This window comes from Belliella baltica DSM 15883 (assembly GCF_000265405.1).
GTDB classification, from domain to species: domain Bacteria; phylum Bacteroidota; class Bacteroidia; order Cytophagales; family Cyclobacteriaceae; genus Belliella; species Belliella baltica.
Window position 1 is genome coordinate 4,051,854 of sequence record NC_018010.1, and the last position, 16,553, is coordinate 4,068,406.

The following is a 16,553-nucleotide window of genomic DNA, read 5'->3' on the forward strand; positions in this document are numbered from 1 at the left end:
TAATTTTAATTATTTTCACCATTGAGAATCCCTGCGACATGATACAATCCACAGAAATCAATACTGACAAGTTCTATTCTAAGAAAGTTGGCGATCTTCATCACCGAAATCTTAGAATTTGTGAAGTTAGCAAGCCTATTTTTGAAGCAGCACAAATCATGGCAAAAGAGAAAATTTCTTGCCTTTTTATTGGAGATTCTAATCAAAACATTCTTGGCTTTGTCACTGACATCACTCTTCGGGACAAAGTGATTGCTAAACAGATGGACACTTCGGCTCCTATAAGCTCTATCATGGACAGGGGCATTGTGGCCATTTCTAACAATGCCTTTCTTTATGAAGCCTTACTTTTAATGTTTCAGACCAAAACGAGGTATCTTCTGGTAAAATATAAGGATACTTATATAGGATGGATCAGTAGAACTAAAATCCTAACTGAACAATCACAAGGACCATTTATTTTTATTCAATCTGTAAAACAAGCTTTGGATGTAGATGAACTCAAGGCTAAGTGGCAGCAAGTCCCGAAAATCATCCATCAGCTAATTGAAAATGGTCTGAAATCTGAAATTATCAATCAGATCGTCACCACTGTCTCAGATACGATTGCCCTGCGTGTAATAGAAAATGTCATTTCTGATCTTGGTACACCTCCGGCGAAGTTTGTGTTTTTCGTCATGGGAAGTGAAGGTCGCGGAGAGCAAACGCTCAAAACAGATCAAGATAATGCTATCATTTATGAAGATAAAGCCAATGAACAAAGGGAATTGGTCAGAGACTATTTTTTAGATTTTTCCAATCGCGTTTCCACAGATTTGGATCATATTGGTTTTAGTTTCTGTCTTGGAGGCTTTATGGCTAAAAACCCCAAATGGACACATTCTCTATCACATTGGAAACGAAATTATGAAAGCTGGATTCAGGAATCTACACAAGAAACTGTGATGAAATATTCAACTTTCTTTGACTGTCGAGCGATTTATGGAGATTTTGGAATTTTAGAAGAGTTGAAGGACTTTATGGATCAGCAACTTCAAAACCCAACAGAAAGATTTTTCTTAAATATGGGTAACAATGCGCTGCAATATGAACCACCACTGACATTTCTGAAAAATATAAGAACCTTCAAAATTGAGGGAGAAAAGTTTTTTGATATCAAAAAAACCATGACTCCGATTGTAGATTTGGTAAGGATTTTTGCATTAAAAAATCGTGTTTTTGAGACAAATACAGGTAAAAGAATTCTCGCACTTCAGCAAAAAGGCATTTTTACTGAAAAAGAAGCCCAAGAGCTTCAGCATGCATATTATTACCTGATGGCTTTGCGACTAGAAAAACAAGCTCTGATGATCATAGAAGAAAATAAAACTCCAGAGAATTTTGTCAGTATCAAGGAACTTACGAAAGTTCAAATGGTCACTTTGGTAGAGATTTTCAAAGTCATCAAGGAGTTTCAACTCAAGATTAAAATCGAGTTTACTAAGAATTTGTTTTGATTTGTTTTTGGATATACATCTATAAACCTGAAAACTATTTTCACAATCATTAAAAACAACTAGGATAGAAAGCAATCGAAAAATACTTTTTCATTTTATGATTTTTATCAGATTTCACTCAAACTTTAGTCACTTAAAATAGCAATTAATTTTAAGAAATTTGAGGTGTAATCTAGAACTATGATGAAAAACCAACCAACCCTTCTGCATAAATACAATGTCCCAGCACCACGCTACACCTCCTATCCTACTGTTCCACTTTGGGCAGATGATATGAATGAGGAGAAATGGAAAAAACTGGTCAAAGTCGCTTACGAGGATTTTGGAGATTCTGAAGGCATTACACTTTATATTCACCTTCCATATTGTGAAAGTTTGTGCACCTACTGTGGCTGCAACAAGCGCATTACAAAGAATCATGCAGTCGAGACGCCCTATATCGAAAGCGTAATCAAAGAATGGGAAATATATCTTTCACTCTTTGAGACGAAACCAAAACTCGCTGGAATTCATCTTGGAGGTGGAACACCTACTTTCTTTTCCTCATCATCTCTTAAGACTATGTTGAGCTTTATACTTGGCACTTCCGAACTTATGAAAGGGGCAGAACTGAGTTTTGAAGGGCATCCCAACAATACGACAAGAGACCATTTAAAAACACTTTTTGATCTTGGTTTCCGACGTGTAAGTTACGGTATTCAAGATTTTAATTTGGAGGTACAAAAAGCCATTCATCGAATTCAGCCTTTAGAAAAGGTAAAAGAGGCCACAGATGTAGCTAGAGATATTGGTTATGATTCTGTGAATTTTGATTTGATTTATGGCCTGCCGCATCAGACCATTGCTACTATTGAAGATACATTTGAGAAAGTTTCTAGTTTGATGCCAGATCGTATCGCTTTTTACAGTTATGCACATCTTCCTTCTGCTTTTCCTGCTCAAAAGAGCTTTGAACAATTTCTACCGAAGGAAGAAGAAAAAAGAGCACTGTATGAAAAAGGCAAGGAAATCCTTTCTAAAATGGGCTATCTCGAAGTAGGCATGGATCATTTTGCATTAGAAAACGATCAACTTTATCAAGCCAAAGAAAATAAAACCCTTCATAGAAATTTTATGGGCTACACCACTTCTCCTTCTAAAATTTTAATTGGTCTTGGAAATAGTTCGATATCGGATATCTATTATGCCTACAGTCAAAACAACAAAGATATCAATCTATATAAAGAACAAATTTCTTTGGGAAATTTATCATTGTCCAAAGGACATACGATGAGTTCTGAAGACATAGCTACAAGAAATCTGATTTTGAGTCTAATCTGCAATCAAGTCGCTCAATGGGACGCTACATTTTATCATCAGATTAGCCAAAGCAATTTAGAAAAGCTATTGATATTTCAGAAAGAAGGCTTGGTACAGTTTGATGAATCTGGTATTCAAATTTCGGAAATAGGACTTCCATTTGTAAGAAATATCTGCACAGTCTTTGACCTGAGAATGCAAGAAAAAACAGAGAGGCAGTTTGTTTTTAGTAAGGCAATTTGAGAAGAAAATATCGGAAGATTTAAAAATTGGTAGGTTTGAAGGTTTGAAAGATGGGAGGTTTTTGGGATGGCGAGATTCGTTGATTAAGTTGATTTGTTGAGTGGGTCAAAAGTTTAAGTGATTAAAAGATTATTAGGTTATGAAGTTTATTAGTTTAATCGCTTGATTTTTTTGAGGATTCCAACTCTAAAATTCTCGTCTCTCGTATTTCGTTTTTAATTTAAGCTCTAGACTCTCGCTTCTCGTTTCTAAATCTTGCTTCTTGGTTCTTTTCTCTTGGTTCTGAAAATCAAGCATCACAAATCTCATGAGTCTAAAATCTCCAATCTCGTATCTCAAATCTATCCCTTACTCGCACATGGTGATTTCTATCTGCTCAGTTCCATAGTCAAAAATATGAAGCTTGGGGCTAATATAATGGATTCCTAAGCCTAGACCACGGACGATGAATAGAATACCAATAAACATCGCCAAATAAGGCAAAGCGTTTGTGAGTTTCGTTCGGATTTTAATGGATAAGATCTTTCCTGACACCATCACTGCGATCAACATGGGGATAGTTCCTATGCCGAAAAAGAACATGTAAATAGCCCCATTCAATGGGTTTTGTAAAGCTAATGATGCGATCAGCGCGATGTAAACCATTCCACAAGGAAGAAGACCATTAAGGAGGCCTGAAGCAAAAAAAGCAGTGCTTCCACCTTTTTTCAAAAAATATCCTAAAGAAAATTTTAATTTATAAATTGCTCCAAATAATCCTGATTGAGTGATTACTCTTTCAGCTCTTTTGTAGAAAAATGCCATCAGCAAAATCAATGCTCCCATACCAATCGATATCCATTGCTGAATTCCGGCCAAAGCTAAGGAAAAACCAATCATCCCTATGATGGCTCCTAGAATAGAATAGGTAAGTGTTCGACCTAGATTGTAAATGATCTTATTGCGAAGAAATGGAGCATTGTCTTTCGCTGAAACAGCCAAAGCAATAGGTCCGCACATTCCAAGACAATGGAATGAACCCAAGAAACCCAATAAAAACGCAGTCCAAATCATTTAAATATTGATTTTTTTCTCTTCATAATAGGATACTCCATTTTCTTCCCAAGTCAACTTTACTTTCCAATATCCAGCCTTCAGGTGAGTTACATCAACTGTATTCTCTTCTTTATTTAGCAACTGAAAGTCAATTTTCTGATCTAATCTAGCGTCTGATGGTCTGAATAAATGCAGCGTTCCTTTAGCTCCAACGGGGAGATTCATAACCACGCTCTTGAGCTGTATATTGTAAGTTAGAACTTCATAATCCAAGGAATGAGCATTGATTATTTTATCAATTTGATCTTGGTACTTGATTTCCTCTTCGTAGTAATTTTGAGTTACCAAGTGAATATCATCTTGTTTTACACAAATGCCAACCAATCCTGCCATAAACAAAACGAAAACGGCAATCACTACAACTATTCCTTTTCCCCAGTCCATAATTTTTTCTTTTTAATATGCTTTAATCCTTTGATAAAGGTGCTACAAAACTTGTTTTAATTTTATCAATCACTTCTCCATTTTGAAGGAGTAAAAGCACTACATCATCTTGATTTGTCTTAACTTCTTTTTGATCTTTGACAATAAAGAATCTACCATCAAACTTCGATTGTCCAGCAAGTGTCCAATCCTGATCTCCAACTACTTCAATTTGATAGGAAGGATCTTCTGTTTTTAACTCCACCAATTGCTCTTCAAAAGTTTTATTGATAAAAGAAACTTCATATAAGTTGCTGATTTCTCCTGTATCTCTAGCTTGGTAGGTCATTCCTCTGAATCTTGTTACCGTTGCCCCGAGATCATCTCTTGTAGCGATCAAAGCAACAAAAGCTCCCATCAAAATAATTAAAAGCAAAGAGTAAATTTTCACCCTTGGAGTTAATAGTTTTTGCGTTTGTTTCAGCACACTATTGTCCGATGCATATCGGATTAAGCCTGTTGGTCTATCTACTTTGACCATCACTTCATCACATGCATCTATGCAAGCAGTACAGTTAACACATTCCATTTGTACTCCATTTCTGATATCAATACCAGTAGGACAAACTTGAACACAAAGCGTACAATCTACACAGTCTCCCTTTGGAGTTTCATCCACTTTATTTTTTCTGATCATTCCTCTCGGTTCTCCTCTGACATGATCATAAGTCACATTGATCGTATTCGCATCAAGCAATACACCTTGCAATCTTCCATAGGGACAAACTACTATACAGGCTTGTTCTCTAAACCAAGAGAAAACGAATAAGAAAATACCAGTAAAGGCCATCAATCCGATAAAACCTGACAAATGCGCAGAAGGAGGTTGACTGACAATTTCTATGACTTGATCCACACCTATCAAATAAGCCATGACAGTATGTGAAATCAAAAGAGAAATGAATGTGAAAATAGTCAACTTCAAGCTCTTTTTCCAGATTTTCTCTGGAGTCCAAGACATAGCATTGAGTTTTCGCTGTTGATTAGCATCACCTTCTATCCAATATTCGATTTTGCGAAAGACCATTTCCATAAACAACGTTTGAGGGCAGGCCCATCCGCAGAAGACCCGTCCAAAAACTGCTGTAAACAAAATGATAAATACAAAGAAAATGAGTAGCAAAAAGATCAATAAATGCGTATCCTGAGGCCAAAAAGCGGCTCCGAAGATAATGAATTTCCTCTCGAAAATATTGAATAGCATATAAGGCCGTCCGCCCACTTGGATAAATGGACCAGCAAATAGAATTGCAAGCAAAACCCAAGAAAAGTAGGTTCTCCAACGGTAAAATTTTCCAGATACCTTTTTAGGATAAATCCAGTTTCTCTTACCATCCTCCTTTACGGTTCCTAAAGAATCTCTAAAACTATTAGGATCGAAAACCTCCCTATTGCTACTCATTTTCTTTTATTTAATATTAATTTTCCACTTCTCCTGCTTGGACAAATTCCAATTCTTCATCACTTAACACATCCAAAGGGTCCTCAATGGCAGGTTCATACTTTTCACCTTGTGGTTCTTTTGGATTTGCAGGAGTAGTGCCTTGAAGTGTCAGGATATAGCTAGAAACATTTTGCATTTCTTCAGGACTCAGCTGATCTTGCCAAGGAACCATTCCTTTCTCAACTACACCATACTTGACTACTTTGAAAATATCCGCTATACTACCACCATGAATCCAATATTCATCTGTCATATTTGGGCCAATTCCTCCCCCTCCATCAGCTGCATGACATGCTGCACAATTGGTATCATATATTGTCTTTCCTGAATTAATCGCAGGAGTAGAAGAATCAAACACTACGGAGGTTTCATCAATAGAACTTAAGGCCAAGAGCTTATATTTTTCAGCTTCTACGGCCGCAATTTGAAGTTCTTCCTGATATTCTTCGATTTGTGATTTTCCTAGTCCTAAAACAGAATAATAGGTAAAATAGGCTACTGCAAAAGCGATAGAAAGGTAAAATACATTTGCAAGCCAAGGTGGCATGTGATTGTCTAATTCTACAATACCATCATAGCTATGATCAAGCATCATCTCTTTCTCTTCCTTCCCTCCAACAGGCTTCATTCTTCCAACGATGTATTTCAATTTGAATTCATCCCACCATGATGGCTCGTTGGCTGTCTCTGGGTTTTCCTTTTTGAATACCGTCACCATAAATGACATTAGGTAAATCATCAAAACTAATAGCAGAAGGATAACGCCTAATACTACAGCTAAAATCACCAAAAGAGTCAATTGACTACTTTCCATTTCTTGTATTTTGCTTACCCAAGTAATTTCGCTAGTCTGTGCAAAAGCTGACATAGTAAATGAAAAACTAATCAGCATTATAAGTAAGATTTTAAACTTTTTCATAGCCGCTGTTCTTTTGTGATTCATCATCGAAAGGCAAGTCTTTCATATGATTGATATAATTTTTATCTGCTTTGACTACCCAGATAAACATCCCCACGAAGAAGAGTACAAAGATCAACAAGGAGATAATTGGATAGATTTCTATGTTCTCAATTGAACTTAAAATATCTTTTTTCATAGTTCTGTGAATTAAGGATTAGTAGCTGCTGTCTTTTTGATATCTGTCCCTAATCTTTGTAGATAAGCTATCAAAGCTACAATTTCAGATTGTGGCATTACTTCAACACCAGATGATTGTAAACTTGATACAATTTGCTCAGCTTGGAGCATTAGGTCTGCATTGGCTTGTTGGTCATATCCTTCAGGATAGGGAACTCCTAGTTTTTGAAGTGTTCTGATCTTTGCGGGTATATCTTCATGTGACATTAAATTTGTAGCAAGCCAAGGATAAGGTGGCATTAGAGAACCAGGGGACATACTCGTCGGGTCAACCATGTGATGGTAATGCCAACTATCTGGGTATTTCCCTCCAACTCTATGCAAATCAGGCCCTGTTCGCTTTGATCCCCAAAGGAATGGTCGGTCGTAAACGAACTCCCCTGCTTTAGAATATTCTCCAAACCGTTCTGTTTCTGAGCGGAAAGGTCTGATCATTTGAGAGTGGCAACCCACACAACCATGAGAAATATAAAGATCTCTGCCTTGCAATTCTAATGGAGTATATGGCTCTACACTGGAAATGGTAGGCACATTTGATTTGACTAAAATAGTTGGTATTATCTCAATAGCTCCTCCTATTAAAATGGCGATTGTGGCTAAAATGGTAAAGAAAATAGGTTTTCTCTCCCAGGCTCTGTGCCAAAACTCTCCTTTTTCCTCAGTATGAGGCAAAAGTGCAGGTGCTTCATCTGCTTCTTCAGCAACAAATGTTCCTTGTTTGGCTGTTTTGACCATATTATATACCATCAAGAATACCCCTGATAGATACAATAAACCACCAAAAGCTCTAAGCATATACATTGGCACAATTTGAACCACTGTTTCCAAAAAGTTAGGATAGACAAGCCTTCCTGCTTCAGAGAATTCATTCCACATCAATGATTGTGTCAATGCTGCTACGTACATTGGAAGTGCGTAAAATAAGATTCCAATTGTACCTAACCAAAAGTGCGTAGTTGCTAATTTGGTTGAGAAAAGATTGGTTTTCCACATCTTAGGCCATAACCAATATAACATGGCGAAAGTGAAAAAACCATTCCAACCTAATCCACCAATATGTACGTGTGCAACGATCCAATCTGTATAGTGAGCAATGGCATTTACATTTTTGAGAGATAGCAAAGGTCCTTCAAAAGTTGCCATACCATAAGCCGTCACCGCTACAACCATGAATTTCAATACAGGATCTACCCGTACTTTGTCCCAAGCTCCTCTTAAAGTCAAAAGTCCATTGACCATCCCTCCCCAAGAAGGAGCAATCAACATGATCGAAAATACAACTCCAAGAATCTGCGCCCACTCAGGTAATGCCGTGTAAAGCAAATGGTGAGGTCCCGCCCAGATGTATAAGAAAATTAATGACCAAAAGTGAATGATCGAGAGTTTATAAGAATAAACAGGTCTATTCGCTGCTTTTGGCAAGTAATAGTACATTAATCCAAGGAATGGAGTAGTTAAGAAAAATGCTACTGCATTATGTCCGTACCACCACTGCACTAAAGCATCCTGAACTCCCGCATATGCCGAATAGCTTTTGAAGAAGGAAACAGGAAGGGTCAATGAATTAAAAATATGAAGAACAGCCACCGTCACGAAGGATGCGAGATAAAACCAAATCGCAACATACATGTGTTTCTCTCTTCTTTTGATCAAAGCACCGATCATATTTGCGCCGAAAGCCACCCACACTACAGCGATCAAAATATCTATAGGCCATTCCAATTCTGCATATTCCTTAGAACTTGTCAATCCCAAAGGAAGTGTGATTGCTGCCAAAAGAATAATCAGCTGCCATCCCCAGAAATGAAACCAGCTTAATGCCTTACTCCACATGGGGGTTTTGAGTAATCTTGGCATAGAATAATATACCCCTGCAAAAATCGCATTTCCTACAAATGCGAAAATAACTGCATTGGTGTGTAGCGGTCTAATTCTTCCGAATGTAGTGTAGGGATTCCCTAAATTGGCTTCGGGCAAAAACAGCTGGGTAGCTGCTAATACACCGACCAACATCCCGACGATACCCCAAGCAATAGTGGCTACGCCGAAGTATTTTACGATCTTATTGTCGTAACTGAACTGTTCCAATGTTGTTCCTGACATACTTACTTAGATTTAGTTGATGGTACTTTTTTATCTTTATTTACAGTCTTATTTTCAAATAGAATTCTAATAGCTGGAGTATGGTTATCATCAAACTGACCACCCTTTACTGCCCTGAAAAACAGAAAAAGAAATGATCCTGCTAAGACAAGGCTGATTGCTATTAAAATGAATATTACTTCCATACTTACCAGATTTTATCTTTTAGACCTCTTTTGAATGCCAAATAGTTGGTCGTAAATGTTGTAAATAAGACTACTGAGATACTGCTTATCGGCATCAGAATTGCACAAAAAACCGGGCTTACCAATCCTTGCACCGCGAAGAATCCTCCGACGGCATTATATGTAAAGCTAAGCACAAAACTCGCTTTGATGATATTCCTACTTGATTTTGTAAAGGCTAGAAATTTTGGCAATCTGTCTAACACCGAGGCATCCATGATAGCATCGGAAGCAGGAGAGAAATTAGTAACCTTATCTGTGATAGCGATGCCTATTCGACTTTCCTGAAGTGCTCCTGCATCATTTAATCCATCGCCAATCATCAATGTATTTGCACTATTTCTGTTAAGTGATTGAATATATGCTAGCTTATCATTAGGGCTTTGATTGAAATTCATCCTTACTTGATCTCCGAAAACTTCTTTGAGGTTAGCCCTTTCATGGTCTTGATCACCAGATAGAAAATGAACTTTGTTTTCTTCTTGGATCTTAGAAACAACTTCTTTTATCCCTTTTCTCAAGCCACTTTGAATAAAGAAATAGCCAAGAACAATCTCTTCTACTGCATAAAAAACAATATTTCCTCCATTAGATTTTATAGATTCTTTTGCTCCTACGAAAGCTTCCGACCCTAATTTTATTTGTTGGTTTTTATAAATACAAGTCAAACCTTGACCAGAAACCTCCCTAATATCATCGATTTTCACAGCTTTTATCCCTTCCAACCATGCATTGATTCTGTTGCTCAATGCATGAGTTGATTGAGTCACCATAGCTTTGATTATTGCCTTAGATTCGTAGGAAAGTTTCTCACCGATGTAATCAACAGAAGCATTTTGTGGGGCTGTCAATGTACCTGTTTTATCAAAAATGACGGTATCAATTTTAGCCATTTTCTCTATAATATGTGAATTCTTCAGATAGAATTTGCTCTGTCCAAAAACCCGAAGTGTATTTCCCAAAGTAAATGGTGTAGACATAGCCAAGGCACAAGGACAAGTGATTATCAAAACTGAGGTAAAGGTCAAAATCCCCATACTTACTTGCCCTTGATAGGCCCAAAATACTAAAGCAGAAAATGCAATAAAAAGTACTGTAAATGTAAATTTTCCAGATATTTTATTAGCAAGAGATTCTAAACTATCTGCTTTTTCTTTCTCAAAAACATCATTATTCCATAGGTCCGTTAGATACCCTTGAGATGGAGATTTTTGAACAGTAAGGATCAAGGCATTGCCCTTTTGCCTACCTCCTGCATAAATAAGATCTCCTTTTTTCTTAGCTACAGGAACTTCTTCACCTGTAACAAAACTATAATCAATATGCGCTTCTCCTTCCAAAAGTATGCTATCAGATGGGATTAGTTCCTCATTCCTTACTTTAATAATGTCACCAACATGCAATTTGATTAATGGAATGACAACTTCTTCTTCTTTAATCAATTTGGTTACAGCAACAGGAAAATAAGATTTATAATCTCGATCAAACGAGAGTGTGTCATAAGTCTTTTGTTGATAAAATTTCCCGATCAATAGGAAAAATAATAGTCCTCCAAGGGTATCCATGTAGCCTTCATTTTCCAATAAAAAAATATCGTACAGACTATAGAAAAACAAGGTGATGATGCCCAAAGCAATTGGAACATCCATATTGACGGCTCCATTTTTTATGGAAATCCATGCGGATTTGTAATAATCTGTAGCAGCATAAAAAAAGATAGGCAATGCAAGCATCACATTCAGGTAATTGAAAGTCTTCTTAAACCCTTCTCCAAGTAATTCTGCTTCTGCAAAATATTCAGGAAGGCTAAAAAGCATCATATTTCCAAAGCAGAAACCTGCTAAAGCAAGTTTATAAATAAGATTCCGATCCTTTACTTGATTACTTTTTTGCTCAATATCTGCGAGATTGAGTGTTGGTTCATAACCTATTTTTGACAGGAGTTTAACTAAATCCTTTAAGCTAACTTGGCTATGTTTATATTTAACCTGAACTTTCTTTTTGATAAAATCAACTCTTCCAGAGATGATACCACTATGAAGCTGATGAAGATTTTCTAATAACCAAATGCAAGAAGCACAATGAATCAGTGGAATATTGAACGTGATATGTGTTTCTTCCTGATTTTGGAAATCAATCAACCTTTTGATGATATCTTCATCATCTAGATAATCGAATCTATTGTCTTTGGATTTGGAATTTTTCTGATTTGTCCCTGGAGTATCAGCAAGGTCATAGTAGTTACAAAGATTTTTCTCATTCAACACCTCATACACTAGCTTACACCCTGTACAACAGAAATCCTTATCTTCAAGTTGAATGATTTCATCTATACAGAATTCTCCACAATGGAAACAGCTAGCCCTTGGGAGGGAAGTATCTACTTTCTTAATCTTTGTCATAATGCTGGGATTCTAAAATAGTGAATAACTAGGAAACATCATATTTTGAATCCTTTCAAAATGACAAATAAAATGAAAGTCGGTTGTACCACATCCCGCCTTTGTAGAAATGAAAAAGGACTTTTGCTAAATCTGCCTGATAGTTTTTTGAAGTCACCAACAAGGTACATTTATGCTTTACTGCATAAGACCAAAAATCCCCTATTCTAGAAAAATTGAATTTTATAAAGGATGTTTCAAATGTCGCGTTACTCACTGCCTGAATAATTTCTTGTTCCTCTCTAAGCTTTGATTTCGGAATGAATGAAGGGGAAATTATAGTGGCTTTACTTCCTTTAATCGTATTTTTAAAAAGATTAATAAAATTAAAAATTAACTGGGCGGATGCTGGTGTACCATCATAATGAAATAATAAATGCTCCATTGTCAATTCTTTATCAAATAAAAGAACTGGGATTTGACAAGGGTTTTCTTCCAAGCCTTTTGGTATATCCATTCCATGTAACCAATCTAAAACTTCTGGCAAATGTGCTGAAAAAAGGCTTGGCGCTTGATTTGGATTGCACATTACACTACCCGCTCCTTTAGATAAATTTTCAGGGAAATTACTAGGCAATGAACTACAGTAATGCTTTGCAAGCAAATCGTTAGGTATTAAAAACTCAGAATCCGTTTCCACTTTCATCAGTATGGTATTTTTTAATATACACCACAAATCTAAGGCTGTGAGAAGCGCATTAAGGTGATAAAAAAAAGGTAGAAACATGATTAAAGTCAGTCTTTGACGAAAATATATGATGTCTTACAATAATTTAAAAAACTATAAATCACATACCTAGAAACCTCCTTTAAATTTATCGATTCAGATATTTCTAAAATCTTGCATGGATAACATAATGTGTAATTAGTAATATACTCTTGATATTCAATAATAAAATGTCGATGAAAAGTAAAATCTAGGAATATTTAGATTAGAATTTTTAAAAAAATAAAAACTAAAAAAGCACTGATAAAAAAGTGTTTTTAAAATTAATATGGATCAATATAGTTTATTTTATTTCTTTTATAGGGTTCATTTTTACTTAGATTCTAAGAAAACCCCTTCAAATTCTAACAAAAAAAGACCACCCGAAACAGATGGTCCTTTAATAAATCTACAGGTTAGGGAACTTTAAATGCCTTAATAATGGCATTATATACTCTTGTATTTTAATTAATAAAGCGTTGAATTAATTTAGATAAGCTATCAAATTTAAATAGAAATCATTTTTACGAAGTATTCAGGAAGGTATTATTTACATTTTAACAAAATTAACTCTACCCTTTGGAGCATTTCTCTCAGTACGCTCTCTACTTCCTCAGCTTCAACTCTGTCCTTCTGTTCTCTTGGTGTTGAGCTTCGCTGCATGTTCCGCAGTCGTGGATAGGTTGGGTCTTGCCAAACCATTCGTGTTGCATCCTTGCTGCTTCCACGCCTCTATTCACCAAGTATTCCATCACTACTGCCGATCTGCGCTCTGACAAGGATTTGTTGTACTCCTCACTGCCTCGCTGATCTGTATGGCCTGCAATGTACAGATTCAGGTTCTTCATCCGCTTCATCATGATCGCTGTTCTCTCCAACTCTTTCTTGTGAACCGGTCTGATGTTGCTCTTGTCAAAGTCGAAGTACACTATCGGCACTGCGTTCAACTCTCTCTGCAATTCTTCAAAGATGCCCAACTCGTCACAGATATCTTTGTCCAACAATTCCTTCGGCAACTCGTAGTCTTTGTCAGGGTCAGGGAAGGCTTCCAAGACCAACTCCGATCTTCTGTTCAGCTGATGATCAGGCTCTGGGCATGGTACACCATCCCCACAGTCGTTGGTCAGCTTCTCTTCACCAAACCATTCTGCTCTCACTCTTTCTTTGCCGATGTTGTACTTGTTCAGGAACTCCAATACTGCATCTGCTCTGCGCTGACTCAAGGCTTCGTTATATTCATCACTTGCTCTTGCATCGGTATGTGAGGCTACACGCAAGTCTAGGAAGCTATACTTCTGCATCAACTCTCCTAGTTTGTCTAGCGTCGGCTCTGCGTCTGTTCTGATTACTGATTTATCCAGATCATAATACACAATATCAACATATACCGGCATCTGATACGGGATCTTTGCCAGTCTGTATTCTCTCTCTAATGTTTCTGCTTCTAGTCCTACTGTGCTCAGTGTATTGTCATAGATGCTGAAGTAGCCTTTCTTGCTGATCTTCAACTCAAAGTTACTCTCCGGGTTCAGATCTGCATTCAGTGATCCATCTGCTCCTCTTGTTGTTTCGATGGTTCCCCTATTGTCTTTCTCTGTAAGGATTGCCGTAAAGCTTTCTGTGATCATATTGTCATCACAGTCCTTCACTCTTGCAATCAGCTTCTTGTTCAGCGCTTCGATGCTATAAATATCATCTAATCCCTGACCTCCTGTTCTGTCGCTTGACAGGTATCTCTTTCCTTCTTCTGTTATGCTGTAGGCAAAGTCGTCTCTGTTCGAGTTGATCGGGGCGCCCATGTTGGTCACATTACCGATCTGTGATTCGCTGTAGTCTGCCTTGAACACATCCAAGCCGCCCAAGCCGGGATGGCCGTTGCTCGAAAAGTAAAGCTTGTCGCCTACTCTATACGGATGGCTTTCGTTTTTGCCTGTGTTGATTTCTGAACCCAAGTTGGTTGGGGTTCCAAAGTTCAGATCTTCGTCATAGCTCACATAGTAGAGGTCAAAGCCTCCCTGTCCGCCTGACATGTCTGAACTGAAGTAAATCCTCTTGGCTTCTTCATCCACAAAGGGATGCATCACTCCGTATTTGGTAGCTGCGTTGAAGGGCATCGCCTGGTGCTCCGACATCATCCCCGATTCATCGATCTTGCTGTAATAGATCTCTGTGCCTACCGCAAACTCCGGGGTTTTCTTCGCCTTGGTGATCCTTCTTGTAACTGTATAAAACATCAGCCCTTTTTCATGCATGAAGCTGGGGTCTGAGAAGTGCAACACTTCTTCATTGCCTGTGTTCAGCTCGGTCAGGTTCCCTGATGTATCTTTTCTTATAATCCTGAAAAACTCCCTGTCATTGAAGTCATATTTCTCCTCACTGTAGATGTTGTTCAGGTCAAGTCTGATCGCTGGCTTCTCCGTAGGGGTGACTGCTCCCCTGTCCGAGGCAAAGTACATGTTCTTATTCCTGTCTACTGACATCCCCATGTCTGATCCGCTGCTGTTCACTCCTGCCACGGGCACTAGCTTCAGGTTCGCTCGCTCACTGTAAAGCGTCTTCATCTTCTGCGCATCGATCTCCGGAAAGTCGTCTGCCGTGAAGTCTGAACCTTCTAGTAAGGCTTCCATCTCCACTTCTCCGCTATTCACCAGGTAGGAGGACAACAGGTACTCGTAGTAGTCTTCTCTGTCTGCTTCTTCAAACTTCACTACTTTAGCCCACCATTCGTTTGCCTTTTCGTAGTCTCTGATCTTATCGTAGGATTGTGCTATCTGTCTAGCTGTTTGGTGTTTTTCCTTCTTGGCATAGGCCTGCTCGTACACTTCTGCCGCATGCTGGTAGTTATCCAAACTGTACTGCTTGTCTGCATAGCGTAATAGTGCACTCTGCGCATGTAGTTCCCTTAACCCTGTTCCTAAAAACAGAAGGAAGCCTATCAATATTGTTGTAAAAAGATTTTTCATAGTTAGAACCATCTTGGATTTTTCATGGTGACACTTCTCGGTGCAATGTAATATCCTACCGATATCTCGTGGGAGTTGTTCCTGTAATCGCTCAGCACGTTCATGCTGTGGTCATACGCATAGCCAAGTCGCAAATTGTTGGTCGCAAAAACTTCCAGCAAAAAGGCAACTGCATTCCGCTGATTCAGGTTGTCCTGTAGGTTTTCCATTCCCATCTGCATATTAGACCTGTACGAAGCTCCCAGCCATAACCTTTCCTTGAACAGCACCATCCCGTTGATGTCGTAACTCGTCGGGGCTCCTTTCACTTCTTTGATCAAAAAGCTTGGCTTGAACTGTACACTGCTTGAGATAGGTATCATTACTCCCGCTGTAATGTAGTAATGAAAGTCATGATACGCTAAGGCGATGTCTTCTCGCTCCAAAGCTCCTCTGCCGATCATGTTATACGCACTCACTCCTGCATAAAACCTGCTGTTGTGAAAAAACATCCCCAGGTTCATGTTCGGTGTGAACATATTCACCCGACCTTGAGGTAGGTTCGGATCATCCGGATTATTGGCTCTGAGCATGTCTCCATCTATCGCATACTCACTCGCTCCGATGCTTGCCCCCAAACCCAAAAACGACTCTCTGCCTGTCTGTATCCTATACGCATACGACAGCATCGCCCCGTTCGTATTGGTCGGTCCCAACTTGTCTGAAAGTACCGACAAACCAAAGCCCATCAGCCCTTCATTCGCACTCAGATCCGCTGTCACTGTAAAGGTGGTCGGAGCGCCTTCAAAACCAACCCACTGACTCCGATAGGTGCTCTGTATATACGGCTCTCCCTTATAGCCCGCATACGCCGGGTTGATATGAAGGCCGTTGAATATGTACTGGCTGAACTGAGGCAATTGCTGCCCTTCGACCATGCCGATGGCTAAAACAGCCATCAGCATCGTCATTCCTAGTGTTTTAAAAATCCCTCTCATA

Annotated in this window: 13 protein-coding genes; 2 read left to right on the forward strand and 11 right to left on the reverse strand. The window is 38.3% G+C overall.

What is annotated here, in order from left to right:
* The first annotated feature begins 38 nt into the window (after nt 1-38).
* The gene (locus tag BELBA_RS18370; protein ID WP_014774180.1) at nt 39-1,496 is read left to right on the forward strand and encodes a DUF294 nucleotidyltransferase-like domain-containing protein; all 1,458 of its coding nucleotides are present in this window, start codon (nt 39-41) and stop codon (nt 1,494-1,496) included.
* 183 nt (nt 1,497-1,679) lie between these two features.
* Nucleotides 1,680-3,038 (forward strand): oxygen-independent coproporphyrinogen III oxidase, encoded by a 1,359-nt coding sequence (gene hemN / locus BELBA_RS18375; protein WP_014774181.1) that lies wholly within the window; start codon nt 1,680-1,682, stop codon nt 3,036-3,038.
* A gap of 348 nt (nt 3,039-3,386) precedes the next feature.
* Here the strand turns inward: hemN and BELBA_RS18380 are convergent, their stop codons facing one another.
* The 11 genes from BELBA_RS18380 to BELBA_RS18430 all read right to left on the reverse strand — a co-directional run bounded on the left by BELBA_RS18380 (nt 3,387) and on the right by BELBA_RS18430 (nt 16,552).
* Entirely contained in the window at nt 3,387-4,091 is a 705-nt protein-coding gene (locus BELBA_RS18380) for a sulfite exporter TauE/SafE family protein (RefSeq protein ID WP_014774182.1), read from the reverse strand.
* The gene (locus BELBA_RS18385; protein WP_014774183.1) at nt 4,092-4,517 is read right to left on the reverse strand and encodes a FixH family protein; all 426 of its coding nucleotides are present in this window, start codon (nt 4,515-4,517) and stop codon (nt 4,092-4,094) included.
* Between the two features lie 22 nt (nt 4,518-4,539).
* Nucleotides 4,540-5,958, reverse strand: coding sequence for a cytochrome c oxidase accessory protein CcoG (gene ccoG / locus BELBA_RS18390; protein ID WP_014774184.1), 1,419 nt, complete (start codon nt 5,956-5,958; stop codon nt 4,540-4,542).
* A gap of 16 nt (nt 5,959-5,974) precedes the next feature.
* Nucleotides 5,975-6,919: a cbb3-type cytochrome c oxidase N-terminal domain-containing protein gene (locus BELBA_RS18395; protein ID WP_041779444.1), complete on the reverse strand. Its 945-nt coding sequence runs from the start codon at nt 6,917-6,919 to the stop codon at nt 5,975-5,977.
* Nucleotides 6,906-7,097 (reverse strand): hypothetical protein, encoded by a 192-nt coding sequence (locus BELBA_RS18400; RefSeq protein ID WP_014774186.1) that lies wholly within the window; start codon nt 7,095-7,097, stop codon nt 6,906-6,908. The genes BELBA_RS18395 and BELBA_RS18400 overlap by 14 nt, the downstream gene beginning before the upstream one ends.
* An 11-nt stretch (nt 7,098-7,108) precedes the next feature.
* Nucleotides 7,109-9,241, reverse strand: coding sequence for a cytochrome-c oxidase, cbb3-type subunit I (gene ccoN / locus BELBA_RS18405; protein ID WP_014774187.1), 2,133 nt, complete (start codon nt 9,239-9,241; stop codon nt 7,109-7,111).
* A gap of 2 nt (nt 9,242-9,243) precedes the next feature.
* Nucleotides 9,244-9,426: a cbb3-type cytochrome oxidase assembly protein CcoS gene (ccoS, locus tag BELBA_RS18410; protein WP_014774188.1), complete on the reverse strand. Its 183-nt coding sequence runs from the start codon at nt 9,424-9,426 to the stop codon at nt 9,244-9,246.
* Nucleotides 9,427-9,428: 2 nt separating this feature from the next.
* Entirely contained in the window at nt 9,429-11,867 is a 2,439-nt protein-coding gene (locus BELBA_RS18415) for a heavy metal translocating P-type ATPase (RefSeq protein ID WP_014774189.1), read from the reverse strand.
* Between the two features lie 55 nt (nt 11,868-11,922).
* Nucleotides 11,923-12,552 carry a hypothetical protein gene (locus BELBA_RS18420; protein WP_014774190.1) on the reverse strand — a complete coding sequence of 210 codons (630 nt, stop codon included), beginning with the start codon at nt 12,550-12,552 and terminating at the stop codon, nt 11,923-11,925.
* 665 nt (nt 12,553-13,217) lie between these two features.
* Nucleotides 13,218-15,575, reverse strand: coding sequence for an OmpA family protein (locus BELBA_RS18425; protein ID WP_245531104.1), 2,358 nt, complete (start codon nt 15,573-15,575; stop codon nt 13,218-13,220).
* 2 nt (nt 15,576-15,577) lie between these two features.
* Nucleotides 15,578-16,552 carry a PorP/SprF family type IX secretion system membrane protein gene (locus BELBA_RS18430; RefSeq protein WP_014774192.1) on the reverse strand — a complete coding sequence of 325 codons (975 nt, stop codon included), beginning with the start codon at nt 16,550-16,552 and terminating at the stop codon, nt 15,578-15,580.
* Nucleotide 16,553: the final 1 nt, after the last annotated feature.